This is a genomic window from Microbacterium sp. NPDC056057 (genome assembly GCF_042266945.1).
GTDB classification, from domain to species: Bacteria; Actinomycetota; Actinomycetes; order Actinomycetales; family Microbacteriaceae; genus Microbacterium; species Microbacterium trichothecenolyticum_C.
Window position 1 is genome coordinate 213,711 of sequence record NZ_JBHJWS010000002.1, and the last position, 15,099, is coordinate 228,809.

Annotated in this window: 14 protein-coding genes; 13 read left to right on the forward strand and 1 reads right to left on the reverse strand. The window is 70.3% G+C overall.

Annotated features, from left to right (window positions below):
* The first annotated feature begins 79 nt into the window (after window positions 1–79).
* Together ACFC1K_RS08810 and ACFC1K_RS08815 are read left to right on the forward strand one after the other, a co-directional pair.
* Entirely contained in the window at window positions 80–664 is a 585-nt protein-coding gene (locus ACFC1K_RS08810; protein ID WP_375871322.1) for a GNAT family N-acetyltransferase, read from the forward strand.
* 328 nt (window positions 665–992) lie between these two features.
* Window positions 993–2,042: a hypothetical protein gene (locus tag ACFC1K_RS08815; protein WP_375871323.1), complete on the forward strand. Its 1,050-nt coding sequence runs from the start codon at window positions 993–995 to the stop codon at window positions 2,040–2,042.
* A 267-nt stretch (window positions 2,043–2,309) separates the two neighbouring features.
* Here the strand turns inward: ACFC1K_RS08815 and ACFC1K_RS08820 are convergent, their stop codons facing one another.
* Window positions 2,310–4,244, reverse strand: coding sequence for a BglG family transcription antiterminator (locus tag ACFC1K_RS08820; protein ID WP_375871324.1), 1,935 nt, complete (start codon window positions 4,242–4,244; stop codon window positions 2,310–2,312).
* Window positions 4,245–4,375: 131 nt separating this feature from the next.
* On the opposite strand from ACFC1K_RS08820, the gene ACFC1K_RS08825 reads away from it, so the two are divergent.
* The 11 genes from ACFC1K_RS08825 (at window position 4,376) to ACFC1K_RS08875 (ending at window position 15,098) form a co-directional block, all read left to right on the forward strand.
* A complete protein-coding gene (locus ACFC1K_RS08825; RefSeq protein ID WP_310289273.1) occupies window positions 4,376–4,735 on the forward strand; it encodes a PTS sugar transporter in 360 nt (119 codons plus the stop codon).
* A gap of 52 nt (window positions 4,736–4,787) precedes the next feature.
* Entirely contained in the window at window positions 4,788–5,066 is a 279-nt protein-coding gene (locus ACFC1K_RS08830) for an HPr family phosphocarrier protein (protein ID WP_375871325.1), read from the forward strand.
* A 3-nt stretch (window positions 5,067–5,069) separates the two neighbouring features.
* Window positions 5,070–6,725 carry a phosphoenolpyruvate--protein phosphotransferase gene (gene ptsP, locus ACFC1K_RS08835; protein WP_375871326.1) on the forward strand — a complete coding sequence of 552 codons (1,656 nt, stop codon included), beginning with the start codon at window positions 5,070–5,072 and terminating at the stop codon, window positions 6,723–6,725.
* Between the two features lie 47 nt (window positions 6,726–6,772).
* The gene (locus ACFC1K_RS08840) at window positions 6,773–8,332 is read left to right on the forward strand and encodes a PTS mannitol transporter subunit IICB (protein ID WP_375871327.1); all 1,560 of its coding nucleotides are present in this window, start codon (window positions 6,773–6,775) and stop codon (window positions 8,330–8,332) included.
* Between the two features lie 150 nt (window positions 8,333–8,482).
* Entirely contained in the window at window positions 8,483–8,920 is a 438-nt protein-coding gene (locus tag ACFC1K_RS08845) for a PTS sugar transporter subunit IIA (RefSeq protein ID WP_056370616.1), read from the forward strand.
* The gene (locus ACFC1K_RS08850) at window positions 8,920–10,083 is read left to right on the forward strand and encodes a mannitol-1-phosphate 5-dehydrogenase (protein WP_375871328.1); all 1,164 of its coding nucleotides are present in this window, start codon (window positions 8,920–8,922) and stop codon (window positions 10,081–10,083) included. The genes ACFC1K_RS08845 and ACFC1K_RS08850 overlap by 1 nt, the downstream gene beginning before the upstream one ends.
* A 25-nt stretch (window positions 10,084–10,108) precedes the next feature.
* The gene (locus ACFC1K_RS08855; RefSeq protein ID WP_375871329.1) at window positions 10,109–10,927 is read left to right on the forward strand and encodes an alpha/beta hydrolase; all 819 of its coding nucleotides are present in this window, start codon (window positions 10,109–10,111) and stop codon (window positions 10,925–10,927) included.
* Between the two features lie 4 nt (window positions 10,928–10,931).
* Entirely contained in the window at window positions 10,932–11,660 is a 729-nt protein-coding gene (locus ACFC1K_RS08860; RefSeq protein ID WP_375871330.1) for a TSUP family transporter, read from the forward strand.
* Window positions 11,661–11,773: 113 nt separating this feature from the next.
* Window positions 11,774–13,144, forward strand: a complete 1,371-nt coding sequence (locus ACFC1K_RS08865; RefSeq protein WP_375871331.1) for a flavin-containing monooxygenase — start codon at window positions 11,774–11,776, stop codon at window positions 13,142–13,144.
* Window positions 13,141–14,145: a bile acid:sodium symporter family protein gene (locus tag ACFC1K_RS08870; protein ID WP_375871332.1), complete on the forward strand. Its 1,005-nt coding sequence runs from the start codon at window positions 13,141–13,143 to the stop codon at window positions 14,143–14,145. The genes ACFC1K_RS08865 and ACFC1K_RS08870 overlap by 4 nt, the downstream gene beginning before the upstream one ends.
* A complete protein-coding gene (locus tag ACFC1K_RS08875) occupies window positions 14,142–15,098 on the forward strand; it encodes an SDR family oxidoreductase (protein WP_375871333.1) in 957 nt (318 codons plus the stop codon). Before ACFC1K_RS08870 ends, ACFC1K_RS08875 begins: the two co-directional genes overlap by 4 nt.
* Window position 15,099 lies beyond the last annotated feature (1 nt).

Genomic DNA, 15,099 nt, shown 5'->3' on the forward strand with positions numbered 1-15,099 from the left:
TGGACGTCAACGCGCTCGGCATGCTTCGCACGATGCCCATCCGGCGTGGTTCCGCGCACCCGCGGCCTACGCTCGGAACATGCTCCTCACCTCGCCGGTCACCCTCGAGAACGCGCACGTGCGACTGGAACCCCTCTCCCCCGAGCATGAGGCCGACCTCGCTGCCGCGGCCGAGGGGCTGGAGCACACCTGGTACACCTCGGTGCCGCGTCCCGAGGGCATCGCGGCCGACATCGCGCAGAGGCTCGCGTGGCGCGACGAGGGTCACATGAACCCGTGGGCGGTGCGTCGGCTCGATACCGGGCGAGTGATCGGCACGACCACGTTCTGCAACATCGACCAGGCCAACCGGCACGTCGAGGTCGGGCACACGTGGATCGGACTCGAAGCCCAGCGCACGGCCGTGAACACCGCCTCGAAGCTGCTGCTGCTCGCCCACGCGTTCGATCAGTGCGACGCCATCGCGGTGGAGTTCCGCACGCACTGGCACAACCGCCAGTCCCGTGCCGCGATCGCGCGCCTCGGCGCCAAGCAGGACGGCGTGCTGCGGAACCACCGCCTCGGCCCCGACGGCACCCTGCGCGACACCGTGGTCTTCTCGATCCTCCCGACCGAGTGGCCCGCCGTCCGCCTCGACCTCACCGAGCGCCTCGCCCGCGGCTGACGCCGGGCGGCAGCATCCGTCGCCTCCCGAGTGCATCGGCGAGGCTCGCGTACCCGTTCGCGCCGGGTTTGGGCGCGTCGCTCGCGAGGCACTTCGGGGTTGGGGCGTGTGCTGAGCGTTCGGGGCGCGCTGCGCGCGCCCCGAACGGTTGCCCTCCGCCCCAAACGCAAGGTGCCGCGGGACGCCCTGACTTCCGCCAATGGCGGTGGGTCGCGGCATCCCTCGCTCATGCCCTGGGTTTGGGGCGCATTGCGAACGTTTGGGGCGCACCCCGTGCGCCCCGAAAGACGGTCGCACGCCCCAATCCCGGCGACTACGGGAAGAGCGGATGCTGCGGCACGCGCGACTCTTCCTCCACAGGGTGGTGTTGTCCACAGACTGGAGGGCAGGCACCCCCCAGACAGTTGATTCGTCGAGACTCGGCGATGTGACCCCCCTCACCCTGCTCAGGCGAGATGAACTCCTCGACGCGATCACCCCGCGCCAGCTGACGGCGGCGGTCGCCACCGGTGCAATCACTCGGCTGCGACTCGGTGTCTATGTGGAGTCGACGGCCTGGAACGCCGCAAAGCCCGAGGCCCGCGTCGTCGCCCGCGCACAGGCTCTCGCGCTGAGCTGTCCCACACCGCCGGTGGTCTCGCACGAGACCGCCGCGGCCTCGCATGGGCTGCCGCTCTACCGCGCGGATCGACACAGAGTGCACGTGATCACGCCGCGGGCGCGGCCGGGAGCGGCCGGTAGGGTGATCCGCCACCGCGGCGAGCTCGCAGAGGGCGAGGTCATTGAGATCGACGGGCTGCGGGTGACCTCGCTTGTTCGCACCGTATCGGACGTCGCGCGCACGGCCACGTTCGAGCAGGCCGTCACCGTGGCAGACGCCGCACTCCGACAGCAGTTCGTCACCGGTCCAGACGAGTACGACTTCGAGGGCGCTGAACGGTTCCGTCAGGAGTCGCTCACGATCGCCGGCCGATCAGCTCACGGACTCACCCGTGCGCGTCGCGTCCTCGAATTCGCCGACGGTCGCGCACAGCTGCCCGGCGAGAGCATCAGCCGAATCCGGCTCCGCGAGATCGGCTTTCGCACCATCCGGCTTCAGGTTGCGGTGCCCGGGCGGGGCATGCACCCGTATTACGTCGACTTCGGCCTGGAGGACGCGAACGCGTTCGGCGAGTTCGACGGCGCGATCAAGTACGTCGACGGCAAGATTCTCGACGGCCGCACATCGTCGCAGGTGTTCGATGAGGAGAAGCAGCGCGAGGACTGGATCCGCGGAACCACACAGCGCAGTTATGCGAGGTGGGGATGGCCCCACCTCGCGACGGCCGCCGACCTCCGCGCCAGACTCGAAGACTTCAGCATCCGGCCGCCTCGCTGAGTCAGTCCCCTCGGGCTTGGGGCGCGCCGCGGTCGTTTGGGGCGCACAGCGCGCGCCCCAAACGTTCGCCACGCGCCCCAGACCGCAAAGGCCGAGAGTTCGGACCGCCGGCAACCCAGGGCCGCAGCATCCGTCCCCCTTCCGGGTTTGGGGCGTATTCCGGGCCATCGGGGCGCACGCCCCGCGCCCCGAACGTTCGCTCTGCGCCCCGAACCCTTACCGTCGACGGGCACCGGAGACGGATGCTGCGGCTCAGGCTTCCGCGGCTCAGCCGTCGATGACGGCGACGAGCTCGTCGAGGAAGGCGTTGAAGTCGGTGCCCCGGCGGACGAGGCGCTGCACGCTGTCACGCTCGCTGAACACCTCGACGAACTGCTCGAACACGGTCTGGAAGGCCTCGCGGTCGGTCTCGGAGAATGCCACCAGCGCCACGACCTGCACGCGCCCGTCGCCCCACGGGATCGACGGGTCGGCGATGCCGATGGCGATGGCGGTGCGGGATGCCGTCATCTCGAGCGCGTGCGGCACCGCCAGGGCGTCGGTGAACGCGGTCGATGACAGGCGTTCGCGCTCGATGGTGCGCTCGACGTACTCGGCGTCGATGACCCCGCGGGCCTGCAGCAGGGCGCCCAGCCCCCGGATCACGCCTTCTTCGCCCGCGGCCTCATCGAGGCCGCGGAGGAAGGCGGACGGCTCGAAGTAGCGCTCCAGCTCGGCGCGCAGCCGCGCGAGGCGGCGCGAGCGCCGGATCCTCCCGGCCGCGGCCTGCACGCGTTCGACGTCGGCGTCGGTGAGGAACGGTTGGATGCGCACGATCCGGTCGTTCGTCGTCGGCGGGTCGATCGTCGTCAGGACGAGGTCGGTGTCGATCGAGGCCCAGTCGGGATCGACGCGGGTCTCGACGCCCACGACCTCGATCGCCTGCCCGAGCGAGCGGTCGACGCTGGAGCGCAGCAACTCGTGCAGGTCGTAGTAGCCGGGGCACACGATCGTCGCGGTGAGGAGCTGGTCCGCGCGACGGCTGCGCTCGAGCCGGCCCCCGACATGCATCGCGATGTAGGCGATCTCGTCGTCGGGCAGCGGGATGCCGAGCCGCTGCTGCAGCCTGCTCGCGATGAACACCGCGACCTCGAAGATCATGGGGTAGGTCGACTTGAGCGACCGCGTCAGCGGGTTGCGCGACCACGCCCGCTCGCGGGCGCGGTGCAGCAGGTTCTGCACGTGCAGGGCGAGCCGCGCCACGAAGTCGTCGTGCGCGATGTCGACGAGGAACTCGTCGGCGGCCGCCGTCACGACTTCGCGCACCACGGCCTCGATCTCGGGATCGAGAGACGAGGGCACGGTGGCGGATGCGGCGCCCTCGTGCCCGTCGGGCGCGACGACGCGCGTGAGCACCAACGTCGCGAGGTGCTGCAGATCGGCGCTGCCGAGCCGCACGCCGAGGTGCCGCTCGGACAGCTCCGCGATGATCTCGGCGACCTGGCTCTGGGTCGGCCGCTCCGCCGCGGTGCCGCCGGCCGCGTCGAGCGGGCGGTCGCGCGACGTGCGGTCTGCGGCGATCGCGATGTGCATGACGACGTCGGCGATTCCGAACTCGTTGACGAACCACCCCAGTTCGCCGAGGCGCGCGACGAGCTCCGTCTTGAACGGGCCGAACGCCTGCGCCCCGACCGATCCCTCGCCGAGCGTGCGGCGCAGGGCGGCGAGGTCGAAGGATCCGGCGTCCATCTCGTCGTGGGCGAGCTTGCTCAGCAGGCGTCGCTGCGCGCCCTCGGTGCCGCGCAGCCGGGCGCGGGACGCGGAGCGCTCGAGGGTGAGCTCGGTTCCGCCGAGGAGCCCGCGGACGCGGGCCAGGTCGGCGTCGAGGGTGGCCGGCGAGACATGGAGCGCGTCGGCAGTCTCGAACACGTCGATGCCCTCCGGGGCGTCGAGCAGCGCACGCACCAGCGTGTGCAGCCGGTCCCGTGGTGTGCCCGTGTCGCCGCCCGCCCGGAGCGCCGCCGCGGCATCCGATCCGGCGCGGTAGCCCTGCGGCCCGGAATCGACCGCGACGCCCGGCGCCACCCGCGCGTTCGCGGCGGTGACGTAGGAGCGGATGCTGCGCGGAGTCACGCCCAGCGCGTCGGCGAGGGCGGATGCGGTGACCCAGTCGCCGTCGCGCAGGAGCAGTCCGAGCACACGATCTTGCCGGACTCGGGTCACAGGGCCAGTCAACCACGCGCACCGGCGCCCGAGGCCGTCGGCCGCCTCCGCGTTTCCGCCCCTGCGGAAGAAGGAGTGGTTGTGCCGCTCCCAGCGTTCTCACAAGAATGGCCAGAAGAGGAGGCGGATCGATGAGGATCCTGGTGGTCTGCGGAGCGGGTGCCTCGAGCACCTTCGTCGCTCAGCGTGTGCGTCACGCGGCTCACGCAGAGGGACTCGACTATTCCGCCTTCGCCGGCACCGAGCAGTCGCTTCCGATCGATCTCGATGCCGCCGACGTCGTCCTCGTGGGTCCGCACCTGATCCATGCGCTCGAGCGCATAGAACGGGATGCCGCCGCGCGAGGCACGACGGTGGTACTGCTGCCGCCCGACATCTTCGGAGACCGGGACGGCACGAGAACCCTCGAACTCGTGCGTGCCGCCATCGAAACTCCCCGACCGACTTCTGCTCCCCTGTCACGATCTGCGCCCGAGAACGGCGATTCGTGACAGGCGAGCATTCCTGAGACACCGAACCACGAACAGACAGAGAGGTCACGACATGCCACCCATCTCCCGCACCGTCCGGATCGGATCGGCGCACGGTCTGCACGCGCGTCCGGCGAAGCTGTTCGCGCAGGCGGCGAAGGATGCCGGCATCCCGATCACCATCGCGAAGGACGCGGGGAGCCCCGTCAACGCGGCGAGCATCCTCGGCGTGATCGCACTCGGCATCGAGCAGGGCGACTACGTGACCCTCACGGCAGACGGTGACGGGGCGGAGTCGACGCTCGACACGCTCGCGGAACTGCTCACCACCGACCACAACGCGGAGGCCTGAACCATGACCGAACTCCGGGGTGTGGGAATCGGACTGGGCGTCGCCCAGGGACCCGTCGCGCGAATGGCGGAGCCCGCGCCGGCGCCGTCGGACGCGCCGAGCACGATCAGCGCCGACGAGGAGAAGGGACGGGTGACGGATGCCGTCGCCGCCGTCGCGCGCGAGCTCGAAGCCCGTGGGGCGCAGGCCGGCGGAGCCGCGCAGGAGGTGCTCGAGGCTCAGGCCATGATGGCCGAGGACCCGACCCTCGCGGACGAGATCGGCACGCGGCTCGCGCAGGGCAAGACCGGCGAGTTCGCGGTGTACGACGCGTTCGCGTCGTTCCGCGATCAGCTCACGGCGATGGGCGGCTACCTCGGCGAGCGCGCTGCGGACCTCGACGACGTCGCGCAGCGCGTGATCGCCCGGCTGCGCGGGGTGCCGGCCCCCGGCGTGCCGGATCCCGGGCATCCGTTCGTCCTCGTCGCCAAGGACCTCGCGCCGGCCGACACGGCGCTCCTCGACCTCACCAAGGTGCTGGCCCTCGTGACCACCGAGGGCGGCCCGACCTCTCACACCGCGATCCTCGCGCGCGAGAAGTCGATCGTCGCGATCGTGGGCGCGACCTCCGCGACGGGCCTGCGCGACGGCGAGACGGTGATCGTGGATGCCGCCGCCGGCGTCGTGACGACCGACCCGACCGCCGACGAGCTCGAGCGGGCGCAGAACCGCGCGGACGCACGTGCGTCCGCAGCATCCGCTCCCATCACCGAAGGCGCCCTCGCGGACGGCACCGCGATCCCGCTGCTGGCGAACCTCGGCAACCCGGAGGGCGCCGCCGACGCGGTCGCACTGGGCGCCGAGGGCGTCGGACTGTTCCGCACCGAGTTCCTGTTCCTGAGCTCCAACCAGGCACCCACCGTCGAGCAGCAGCGCGAGTCGTACACGAAACTCCTCGCCGCGTTCCCGGGGAAGAAGGTCGTCGTGCGCGTGCTCGACGCCGGCGCCGACAAGCCGCTGGCGTTCCTGAACGACGCGCACGAGGAGAACCCCGCGCTCGGGCTCCGCGGCATCCGTGCTCTCCGCGCCAGCGAGGACATCCTGCGCGAACAGCTCACTGCCCTCGCCGAAGCGGATGCCGCCACCGACGCCGACCTGTGGGTCATGGCGCCGATGATCGCCACCGTCGAGGAGACGGACTACTTCACCGCCCTCGCCCGCGACTACGGCATCAAGACCGCCGGCGTCATGGTCGAGGTGCCCTCATCGGCGCTTCTCGCCGACCGCATCCTCGTGGACGCGGACTTCGCCTCGATCGGCACCAACGACCTCACGCAGTACACGCTCGCCGCCGACCGGCTCCTCGGGTCCGTGGCGTCGTTCCAGGATCCGTGGCACCCCGCCGTGCTGCGGCTGATCCGCGAGGTCGGCGACGCCGGCCGCGCGCACGGCAAGCCGGTCGGAATCTGCGGCGAGGCGGCCGCAGATCCGCTGCTGGCCGTCGTGCTCGTCGGCCTGGGCGCCACGAGCCTGTCCATGGCACCCACGGCCCTCGCCGACGTGCGCGCCACCCTTCTCCAGCACACCATCGCCGAGGCGCGCGACATCGCCACGGCCGCACTCGCCGCCAATGACGCGGCATCCGCCCGATCCGCAGCCCAGCAGGCGGCCACCCGATAGGTCGCCCCGGCGGCCCGGACACCCACACACACAAGGGAGACAGCAAAATGACAACGGCGTCAGTGCCCGCGACGGGCACCAGCAAGGCGCGGGTCGGAGTTCAGCGCTTCGGCACGTTCCTGTCCGGCATGATCATGCCGAACATCCCCGCGCTCATCGCGTGGGGCATCTTCACCGCGTTCTTCATCGCGGTCGGCTGGACCCCGGTCCCGGCGCTCGCGACGCTGGTGGGGCCCTTCATCCACTACCTGCTGCCGATCCTGATCGCGTACACGGGCGGCAACATCATCTACGGCGTGCGCGGCGGCGTCGTCGCCTCGATCGGCACGTTCGGCGCGATCGCGGGATCGGACTACCTGATCGCGCAGATCAACGCCGACCTCCCCGCCGACAACCAGCTCGGCCAGGTGCACATGTTCATCGGAGCCATGATCATGGCGCCCATCTGCGCCTACTCGATGAGGTGGCTGGACAGCCTCTGGGAGGGCAAGATCAGGGCCGGCTTCGAGATGCTCGTGAACATGTTCTCGGCGGGCATCTGGGGCTTCGTGCTCGCGATCATCGGCTTCTACCCGATCGCGTGGGTCGTGAACGGCATCATGCAGGTGCTCAGCAACGCGGTCGACTGGCTCGTCTCGATGAACCTCCTGCCGCTGACGAGCATCATCATCGAGCCGGCGAAGGTGTTCTTCCTCAACAACGCCATCAACCACGGCGTGCTGACTCCGCTCGGCATCCAGGAATCCGCCGACACCGGCTCGTCGATCCTGTTCCTCCTCGAGGCCAACCCCGGCCCTGGCGTGGGCCTGCTCCTCGCCTTCACGTTCTTCGGCATCGGCGCCGCGCGCGCCTCGGCCCCGGGCGCCGCGGTGATCCAGTTCTTCGGCGGCATCCACGAGGTGTACTTCCCGTACGCGCTGATGAAGCCGATGCTGATCCTCGCGCTGATCGCGGGTGGCATGACCGGCGTCACCACGAACATGCTCCTCGGGGGTGCGCTGAGAGCGCCTGCGGCACCAGGCAGCATCTTCGCGGTGATCGCCCAAGTCGCGAACAACTCCTATGTCGCGGTACTCCTGTCGGTGGTCCTCGCCGCCACGGTGACGTTCCTCATCTCGTGGGTCATCCTGCGGGCGTCGCGCAAGCGCGACCTCGAGGCGATGGCGGCGACCGATGACGCGTTCGGCGCGGCGATCACGCAGACCGCGGCCGCCAAGGGCAAGACGTCGGCGGCGCTCGACGGCCTGCGCAGCGGCGCCGCCACGAGCGCTGACGGCGGCATCGAGCCCGCCACCATGACCGAGCGCGAGATCAAGAACATCGTGTTCGCGTGCGACGCGGGCATGGGTTCGTCGGCCATGGGCGCGAGCGTGCTGCGCAACAAGATCAAGAAGGCGGGCATCGAGGACGTCACGGTCACCAACAAGGCGATCGCGGCCCTGGACGCGTCGGCGGATCTCGTGATCACGCAGAACCAGCTCACCGACCGGGCGCGGCAGAAGACGCCGGGCTCGGTCCACGTGTCGGTCGACAACTTCATGAACTCGCCGCGCTACGACGAGGTCGTGGACCTTGTCCGCGCCCAGCACGAGGACGGGACTGCGTAGCTGAGACCGCGGTGGGGCCGGGCGGGCGAGAAGCCCCCGGCCCCATCGCCCTCGGCACGGCCGCGCCCCGCTGCTCGGTACGGGCGGCGGGGCGCGGCATCCGTATCTCCTCCGACGACACCAGAGACGAACGACGAGAAAGGCGAGAACATGGCACGCGAGGTTCTGAGCATCGGGCAGGTGCGCATCCACTCCGGGAGCGCGACACGCGACGAGGCGATGCGGGAGGCGGCCGACATCCTCCAGTCTGCGGGCGCGGTCACCGGCGCGTACTACGACGCGATGCTCCAGCGCGAGCAGACCGTGTCGACGTACATGGGCAACGAGCTCGCGATCCCCCACGGCACCAACGAGACCAAGGGCGAGATCCTCGAGTCGGCGCTGTCGGTCGTGCGCTACGACGGCGGCGTGGATTGGGACGGCAATCCCGTGACCTTCGTGGTCGGCATCGCCGGCAAGGGCGACGAGCACCTCGAGATCCTGTCGCAGATCGCGATCCTCTTCTCGGACGAGGACGAGGTCGAACGCCTCAAGACCGCGCAGACGCCGGAGGAGCTGTTCGGCCTGGTGTCGGCGGCGGGCGTGTGATGAAGGCCGTCCACTTCGGGGCCGGCAACATCGGGCGAGGGTTCGTCGGGCTGCTCCTGCACGAGGGCGGCTACCAGCTCGTGTTCTCGGACGTCGCCGCCCCGCTCGTCGACGCGATCAACCACGTGTCCCGCTACACGGTGCACGAGGTGGGCGAGGGCGGTCGAGACACGGTGGTGACGGGCTTCAAAGCCATCAACAGCGCGGAGCACCCCGACAAGGTCATCGACGAGATCGCCGGGGCCAACGTCGTCACGACGGCGGTCGGACCCACGATCCTGAAGTTCGTCGCGCCGCACATCGTCGCAGGGCTGGCGCTCCGCGACCCTTCGAGCCCGCCGCTGCAGATCATGGCGTGCGAGAACGCGATCAACGCCACCGACCTGCTGCGCGACGAGATCAAGGCCCTCGCCGGCGACGCATGGGATGCCCTCGCCGCCCGCGCGGTCTTCGCCAATACGGCGGTCGACCGGATCGTGCCGGCCCAGCCGGAGGGCGCCGGCGTCGACGTCACGGTCGAGCCGTTCTTCGAATGGGCGATCGAGCGGCCGCCGTTCGGCGACGACCCGCCCAACATCCCGGGCGCGCACTTCGTCGACGACCTGGCGCCCTACATCGAGCGCAAGCTCTTCACGGTCAACACCGGGCACGCGGCCACGGCCTACTTCGGGGCGCAGGCCGGGGTCGAGGGGATCGCCGGGGCACTGGCCGACCCGGCGATCGCGTCGCGGGTCGAGGCTGCGCTCGAAGAGACGTCGGCGCTGCTGGAAGCGAAGCACGGGCTCGACGCGGCCTCGCTGGCGGACTACCGCGCGACGATCCTCGGCCGGTTCCGCAACAAGGCGCTCCCCGACACTGTGTGGCGCGTCGGGCGGCAGCCGCTGCGCAAGCTCTCGCGGCACGAGCGATTCGTGGGTCCGGCGGCCGAGGCTGCAGAACGCGGGCTCGGTGTCGACGCGCTGGTCGCCGCGATGGGTGCGGCGCTCGCGTTCGATGACACCGAGGACGCCCAGTCGGTGGACCTGCAGCGGATGCTGCGGGAACAGGATGCCGCCTCCTTCACCGAGTCGGTCACGGGCCTCGAGCGGCAGCATCCACTCTTCCCGAAGGTCGAGGCGATCGTGGCGGCCAGGCAGGCGGAGCTCGGAAGCGCGAAAGGGTAGATTCCCGCCGGGCTACGCTCGTGAGGTGAACGCACGCGACGCCGACCCCGCACCCGACGCCGACCCCGCGACGGGCACCCCCTCCGGACCGGCGGCCAAGCCCCGCCGACGCGGGCTGCGGGTCCTGTGGTGGATCCTCGGCTCGATCGGGGCGCTCCTCGTGCTCGCCGTCGTCGGCATCCTGATCTGGAGCCAGGTGGGCGTGATGGGCGCCGAGGCGGATCCGCTCGCGGAGGTGAAGGCGAACCCCGACATCGAGATCACCGACACCGACGCGGGCATCGTGCTCTCCCCCGCCGGCGAGTCCGCCGACGTGGGACTGGTGTACATCCCGGGAGCCAAGGTCGACCCGTGGGCGTACGCGTACAAGGTCTCGGGCCTCGTCGCCGAGGACGGCGTCACCGTCGTCATCACCAAGCCGTGGCTCAACCTCGCGTTCTTCGATGTCAGGCCGCTGTCGACGTTCACCGGCCTCGCGCCCGACGTCGACACGTGGCTGGTGGGCGGGCACTCGCTCGGCGGCGTCCGGGCGTGCCAGCTCGCGACGGATGCCGACGGCCTGGCGCTGTTCGGCTCCTACTGCTCGAACGACCTGTCGGAGTCGGGCCTGCCGGTGATCAGCGTCTCCGGCAGCGAGGACGGGCTCTCGACGCCCGAGAAGATCGCGGACGCCCGCCACCTGCTGCCCGAGGACGCCGAGATGCACGAGATCGATGGCGCGAGCCACTCCTCGTTCGGCGACTACGGCCTGCAGGCCGGCGACAACACCCCGACGATCTCCGACCAGGACATGCGCGACCAGCTCACCGAGCTCGTCGGAGCCTTCGCGCTCGCGCAAGGCTGAGCCCGTGGCTCTCACGCTGGTCCTCGCGGCGATCGCGGCCTTCGTCGCGGCCGTGATCCAGCGCATCACCGGACTCGGGTTCGTGCTGGTGCTCGTGGGGCCGATCGTCGTGCTCTACGGACCTGTCGAAGGAGTCACGATCGCCGTGCTACTCGCCCTCGTGGCTGCGTGCACCGCGGTTCCGTTCGTCTGGAAGCACGTCGAGTGGCGGCGCACCTGGTGGCTCATCTGGCCGGGCCTCGCCGCCTCGCCGTTCGGCGTGCTGCTGGTGCACCTGCTGCCCGAGGCCGCCCTGCTCCTGCTGATCGCCGCGATGGCGTACTTCGCGCTCGTGGCCAGTCATATCCCCGCGCTCTCGGCGTCGCTGTCCGGCCGGACCGGCGCGATCGTCGCCGGGTCGGCCGCCGGCTTCATGAACGCCGCGAGCGGCCTGTCCGGCCCCGCACTGGCCGCGTACGCGGTCGGCGACAAATGGCCGCAGCGCCGCTTCGCGGCCAGCGTGCAGGTCATCTTCCTGGCGTTCGGCGTCGCGTCCGTGGCGCTGCGCGGGTTGCCCGTCTCCCCCATCGAGGACGTGAGCACCCTCGTGGTCGCCACGATCGCCGGCATCGCGATCGGCACGATCCTGTCGCGCAACGTGTCGCCGCGGATCGCCCGGGTGGCGATGCTCGCCATCGCGTGGGCCGGTGCGACAGTGGTGCTGGTGCGGGGCATCCTGGCAGTCTTCGTGTGAGGCGACGCGGGATTTCGGTTAATTCCGACTAACGCATAGGGTTGCTCTCGAAACTGGGGTCGGCACCGTCGCGCCGACGACACGACGACGTGTGGAGACGGAATGAAGGACGCATGAGCGCGCACCGCTATGCCATCATCGGCGCCGGGCCATCGGGCCTCTCCGCCGCTCGGGCGCTGCAGAAGGCCGGGATCGAGTTCGACGGCTTCGAGGCGTCGCGCGGGGTCGGCGGGCTCTGGGACATCGAGAACCCGCGCTCCACGATGTACGAGTCGGCGCACCTCATCTCGTCGCGCACCACGACCGAGTTCGCCGAGTTCCCGATGCGCACGAAGGCCGACTACCCGAGCCACCGCGAGCTCATCACGTACTTCCGCGACTTCGCCGATCACTTCGGGCTGACCGCCCGATTCCGCTTCGACACGAAGGTCACCTCGCTCGAGCCCACGGACGACGGCGGTTGGATGCTGCGCGCCGAGGGTCTTTCGACAGACGAAGGTGTCGCACCGGTCGAGCAGCGCTACGACGGCGTGATCCTCGCGAACGGCACGCTCGCCGAGCCGAACGTCCCCGCGTTCCGTGGCGAGTTCACGGGTGAGCTCCTCCACACCAGCGCCTACAAGTCCGCGACCCAGCTCACCGGCAAGCGGGTGCTCATCATCGGCGCGGGCAACTCCGGCTGCGACATCGCGGTCGACGCCGTGCACCACGCGGCATCGGTCGACATGAGCGTGCGCCGCGGCTACTACTTCGTGCCGCGCTACCTGTTCGGCAAGCCCTCCGACACCCTCAACCAGGGCAAGCCGCTCCCGGCGCGCATCAAGCAGTTCGTCGACACGCGCGTGCTGCGTGCCTTCACCGGCGACCCCGTGCGGTTCGGGTTCCCCAAGCCCGACTACAAGATCTACGAATCGCACCCCATCGTCAACACGCTCATCCTCAACCACCTCGGCCAGGGTGACCTGCGGATCGTGCCCGACATCGATCGTTTCGACGGACGCACCGTGCATTTCCGCGACGGATCGTCGGCCGAGTACGACACGGTGATGCTCGCCACCGGCTACAAGCTCGACTACCCGTTCGTCGACCGCGGCGCCCTCGCGTGGTCGGGAATGGCCCCGCGGCTGTTCCTCAACACCTTCACCCCGTCCTTCAACGGGTTGTACGTGATGGGCATGATCGAGGCATCCGGAATCGGCTGGCAGGGTCGCTACGAGCAGGCCGAGCTCATCGCCGCGTACCTGGCGGCGCTGCAGCGCCACCCCGACCGCGCGGCCGCCTTCCGGGCGCGCGTCACGGGCGAACCGTGGCCCGACCTCACCGGGGGCTACAACTACCTCGGCCTCGAGCGCATGTCGTACTACGTCAACAAGGACGCCTACCGCGGCGCCGTCCGCACCGCCACTCAGGCACTGAAGACCGATGCCGCTTCCCGCGGCCCGCGACGGGCGCGCGGTGCCGCGCGCCGGGAGGTGACGGCGTGAACCCCGACGACGTCGTGCTCAACTTCAATCCGGGCACACTCGTGATCCTCAACGTCGTGCTCGGGCTGATCATGTTCGGCATCGCGCTGGACACGACGCTGGAGGACTTCAAGGTCGTCGCGCGCAAGCCGAAGCCCTTCGTCATCGCGATCCTCGCCCAGCTCATCGTGCTGCCCGCCGTGACGTTCGGACTGACGCTGATCCTGCCGGTGACGCCGTCCATGGCGCTCGGCATGATCCTCGTCGCCTGCTGCCCGCCGGGCAACATCTCGCAGGTGCTCACGCATCGCTCGGGCGGCAATGTGGCGCTCTCGGTGTCGATGACCGCGGTCTCGAACATCATCTACATCTTCGTGCTGCCGCTGTCGATCGCGTTCTGGGGGTCGCTGCATCCGACCGCGCGCACGCTGCTCGAGGCGGTGTCGCTCGACGCGTGGGCGATGCTCGGCGACATCCTGCTCATCATCGGTCTGCCGTTCGCGCTGGGCCTGTTCATCCGGCACCGCTTCCCCGCCTTCGCGAAGCGCGTGCAGCCGTTCGTGAAGTGGTTCTCCCTGCTCGCGCTCGTCGGCTTCATCGTCGCCGCACTCGTCGGCAACTGGGCCTACTTCGTCGCCTTCCTCGGCGTCATCATCCTCGTCGTCACGATCCACGATGCGGTCGCCCTGGCGATCGGGTACAGCACCGCGGTCGTCGGCGGCCTCGGCACCCGCGAGCGCAAGGCGATGACGTTCGAGGTCGGCATCCGCAACGCGGGCCTGGGCCTCGGACTCGTCTTCGCGTTCTTCGGGGGCCTCGGCGGCATGGCGATCGTCGCCGGCTGGTGGGGCATCTGGGACATCATCGCGGGGCTCATCGTCGCCGCCCTCTGGGCGCGGCACACGAAGAAGCGCACGGGGTCGGCCAAGGGCGACGCGTCGCGCCACGCGCTGCGCTCGTCGGCGGACGGCGCGACCGGGTCCGCGACGGGGTCCGTCGGTCCCGCGGAGCCCGTCGCATGAGCCGCCGCGTCCTCGTCACCGGCGGCGCCGGCTTCCTCGGCTCGCACGTCGCCGCTGCCCTCGTCTCCCGCCCGGATGTCGAACTGGTCGTGGCCGGCGACCTGCGGCGGCCGCAGCATCCCGTCGACGGCGTCGTCTACGACGAGTGCGACGTCACCCGTCCCGACGGCCTCGTGCCGCTGCTGCGTCGCCACCGCATCGACGTCGTCGTGCACCTCGCCGCGATCGTCAACCCCGGCCGCGACCACGGTCTCGAGTACCGGGTGGATGTGGACGGCTCGCGGCACGTGCTCGAGGCGTGCGTCGAGGCCGGCGTGAAGCGGATCGTGGTGTCGTCGTCGGGCGCCGCCTACGGCTATCACGCCGACAACCCCGAGTGGCTGCGCGAGAGCGACCCCGTGCGGGGCAACGACGAGTTCCCGTATTCGAAGCACAAGCGCCTCGTCGAGCAGCTGCTCGCCGGATACCGCGAGGCGCACCCCGAGCTCGAGCAGGTCGTGTTCCGGATCGGCACGATCCTGGGCCCGACGGTGCAGAACCAGATCACGGCGCTCTGGGACGGCCCCGCCCTCCTGAAGGTGCGCGGTTCGGAGTCACCCTTCGTCTTCGTGTGGGTCGACGACGTCGCCGCCGCGATGGCGCGCGCCGCCACCGACGGCCCGCCCGGCATCTACAACGTCGCCGGCGACGGCCGCGTGACCGTGCCCGAGATCGCCCGGCGCCTGGGCAAGCCCGTCGTGACCGTGCCGCCGGGGTTGCTGGGCTTCGGCCTGCGGATGGGACGGATGCTGCGCCTCACCGTCCACGGCCCGGAACAGGTGCGCTTCCTCCGCTACCGCCCCGTACTGGCGAACGCGAAACTGAAGGACGAGTTCGGGTTCACCCCCTCGAAGACCTCGTCCGAGGCCTTCGAGGCGTACCTGGCGTCACACCCCGGCGCGGCGCGCCGCTGAC

Coding starts and splice junctions, on each gene's coding strand:
- ACFC1K_RS08825 (WP_310289273.1), top strand. CDS start 4,376: ATGAGGATCCTGGTGGTCTGCGGAGCGGGTGCCTCGAGCACCTTCGTC.
- ACFC1K_RS08865 (WP_375871331.1), top strand. CDS start 11,774: ATGAGCGCGCACCGCTATGCCATCATCGGCGCCGGGCCATCGGGCCTC.
- ACFC1K_RS08850 (WP_375871328.1), top strand. CDS start 8,920: ATGAAGGCCGTCCACTTCGGGGCCGGCAACATCGGGCGAGGGTTCGTC.
- ptsP (WP_375871326.1), top strand. CDS start 5,070: ATGACCGAACTCCGGGGTGTGGGAATCGGACTGGGCGTCGCCCAGGGA.
- ACFC1K_RS08840 (WP_375871327.1), top strand. CDS start 6,773: ATGACAACGGCGTCAGTGCCCGCGACGGGCACCAGCAAGGCGCGGGTC.
- ACFC1K_RS08810 (WP_375871322.1), top strand. CDS start 80: ATGCTCCTCACCTCGCCGGTCACCCTCGAGAACGCGCACGTGCGACTG.
- ACFC1K_RS08845 (WP_056370616.1), top strand. CDS start 8,483: ATGGCACGCGAGGTTCTGAGCATCGGGCAGGTGCGCATCCACTCCGGG.
- ACFC1K_RS08830 (WP_375871325.1), top strand. CDS start 4,788: ATGCCACCCATCTCCCGCACCGTCCGGATCGGATCGGCGCACGGTCTG.
- ACFC1K_RS08875 (WP_375871333.1), top strand. CDS start 14,142: ATGAGCCGCCGCGTCCTCGTCACCGGCGGCGCCGGCTTCCTCGGCTCG.
- ACFC1K_RS08815 (WP_375871323.1), top strand. CDS start 993: ATGCTGCGGCACGCGCGACTCTTCCTCCACAGGGTGGTGTTGTCCACA.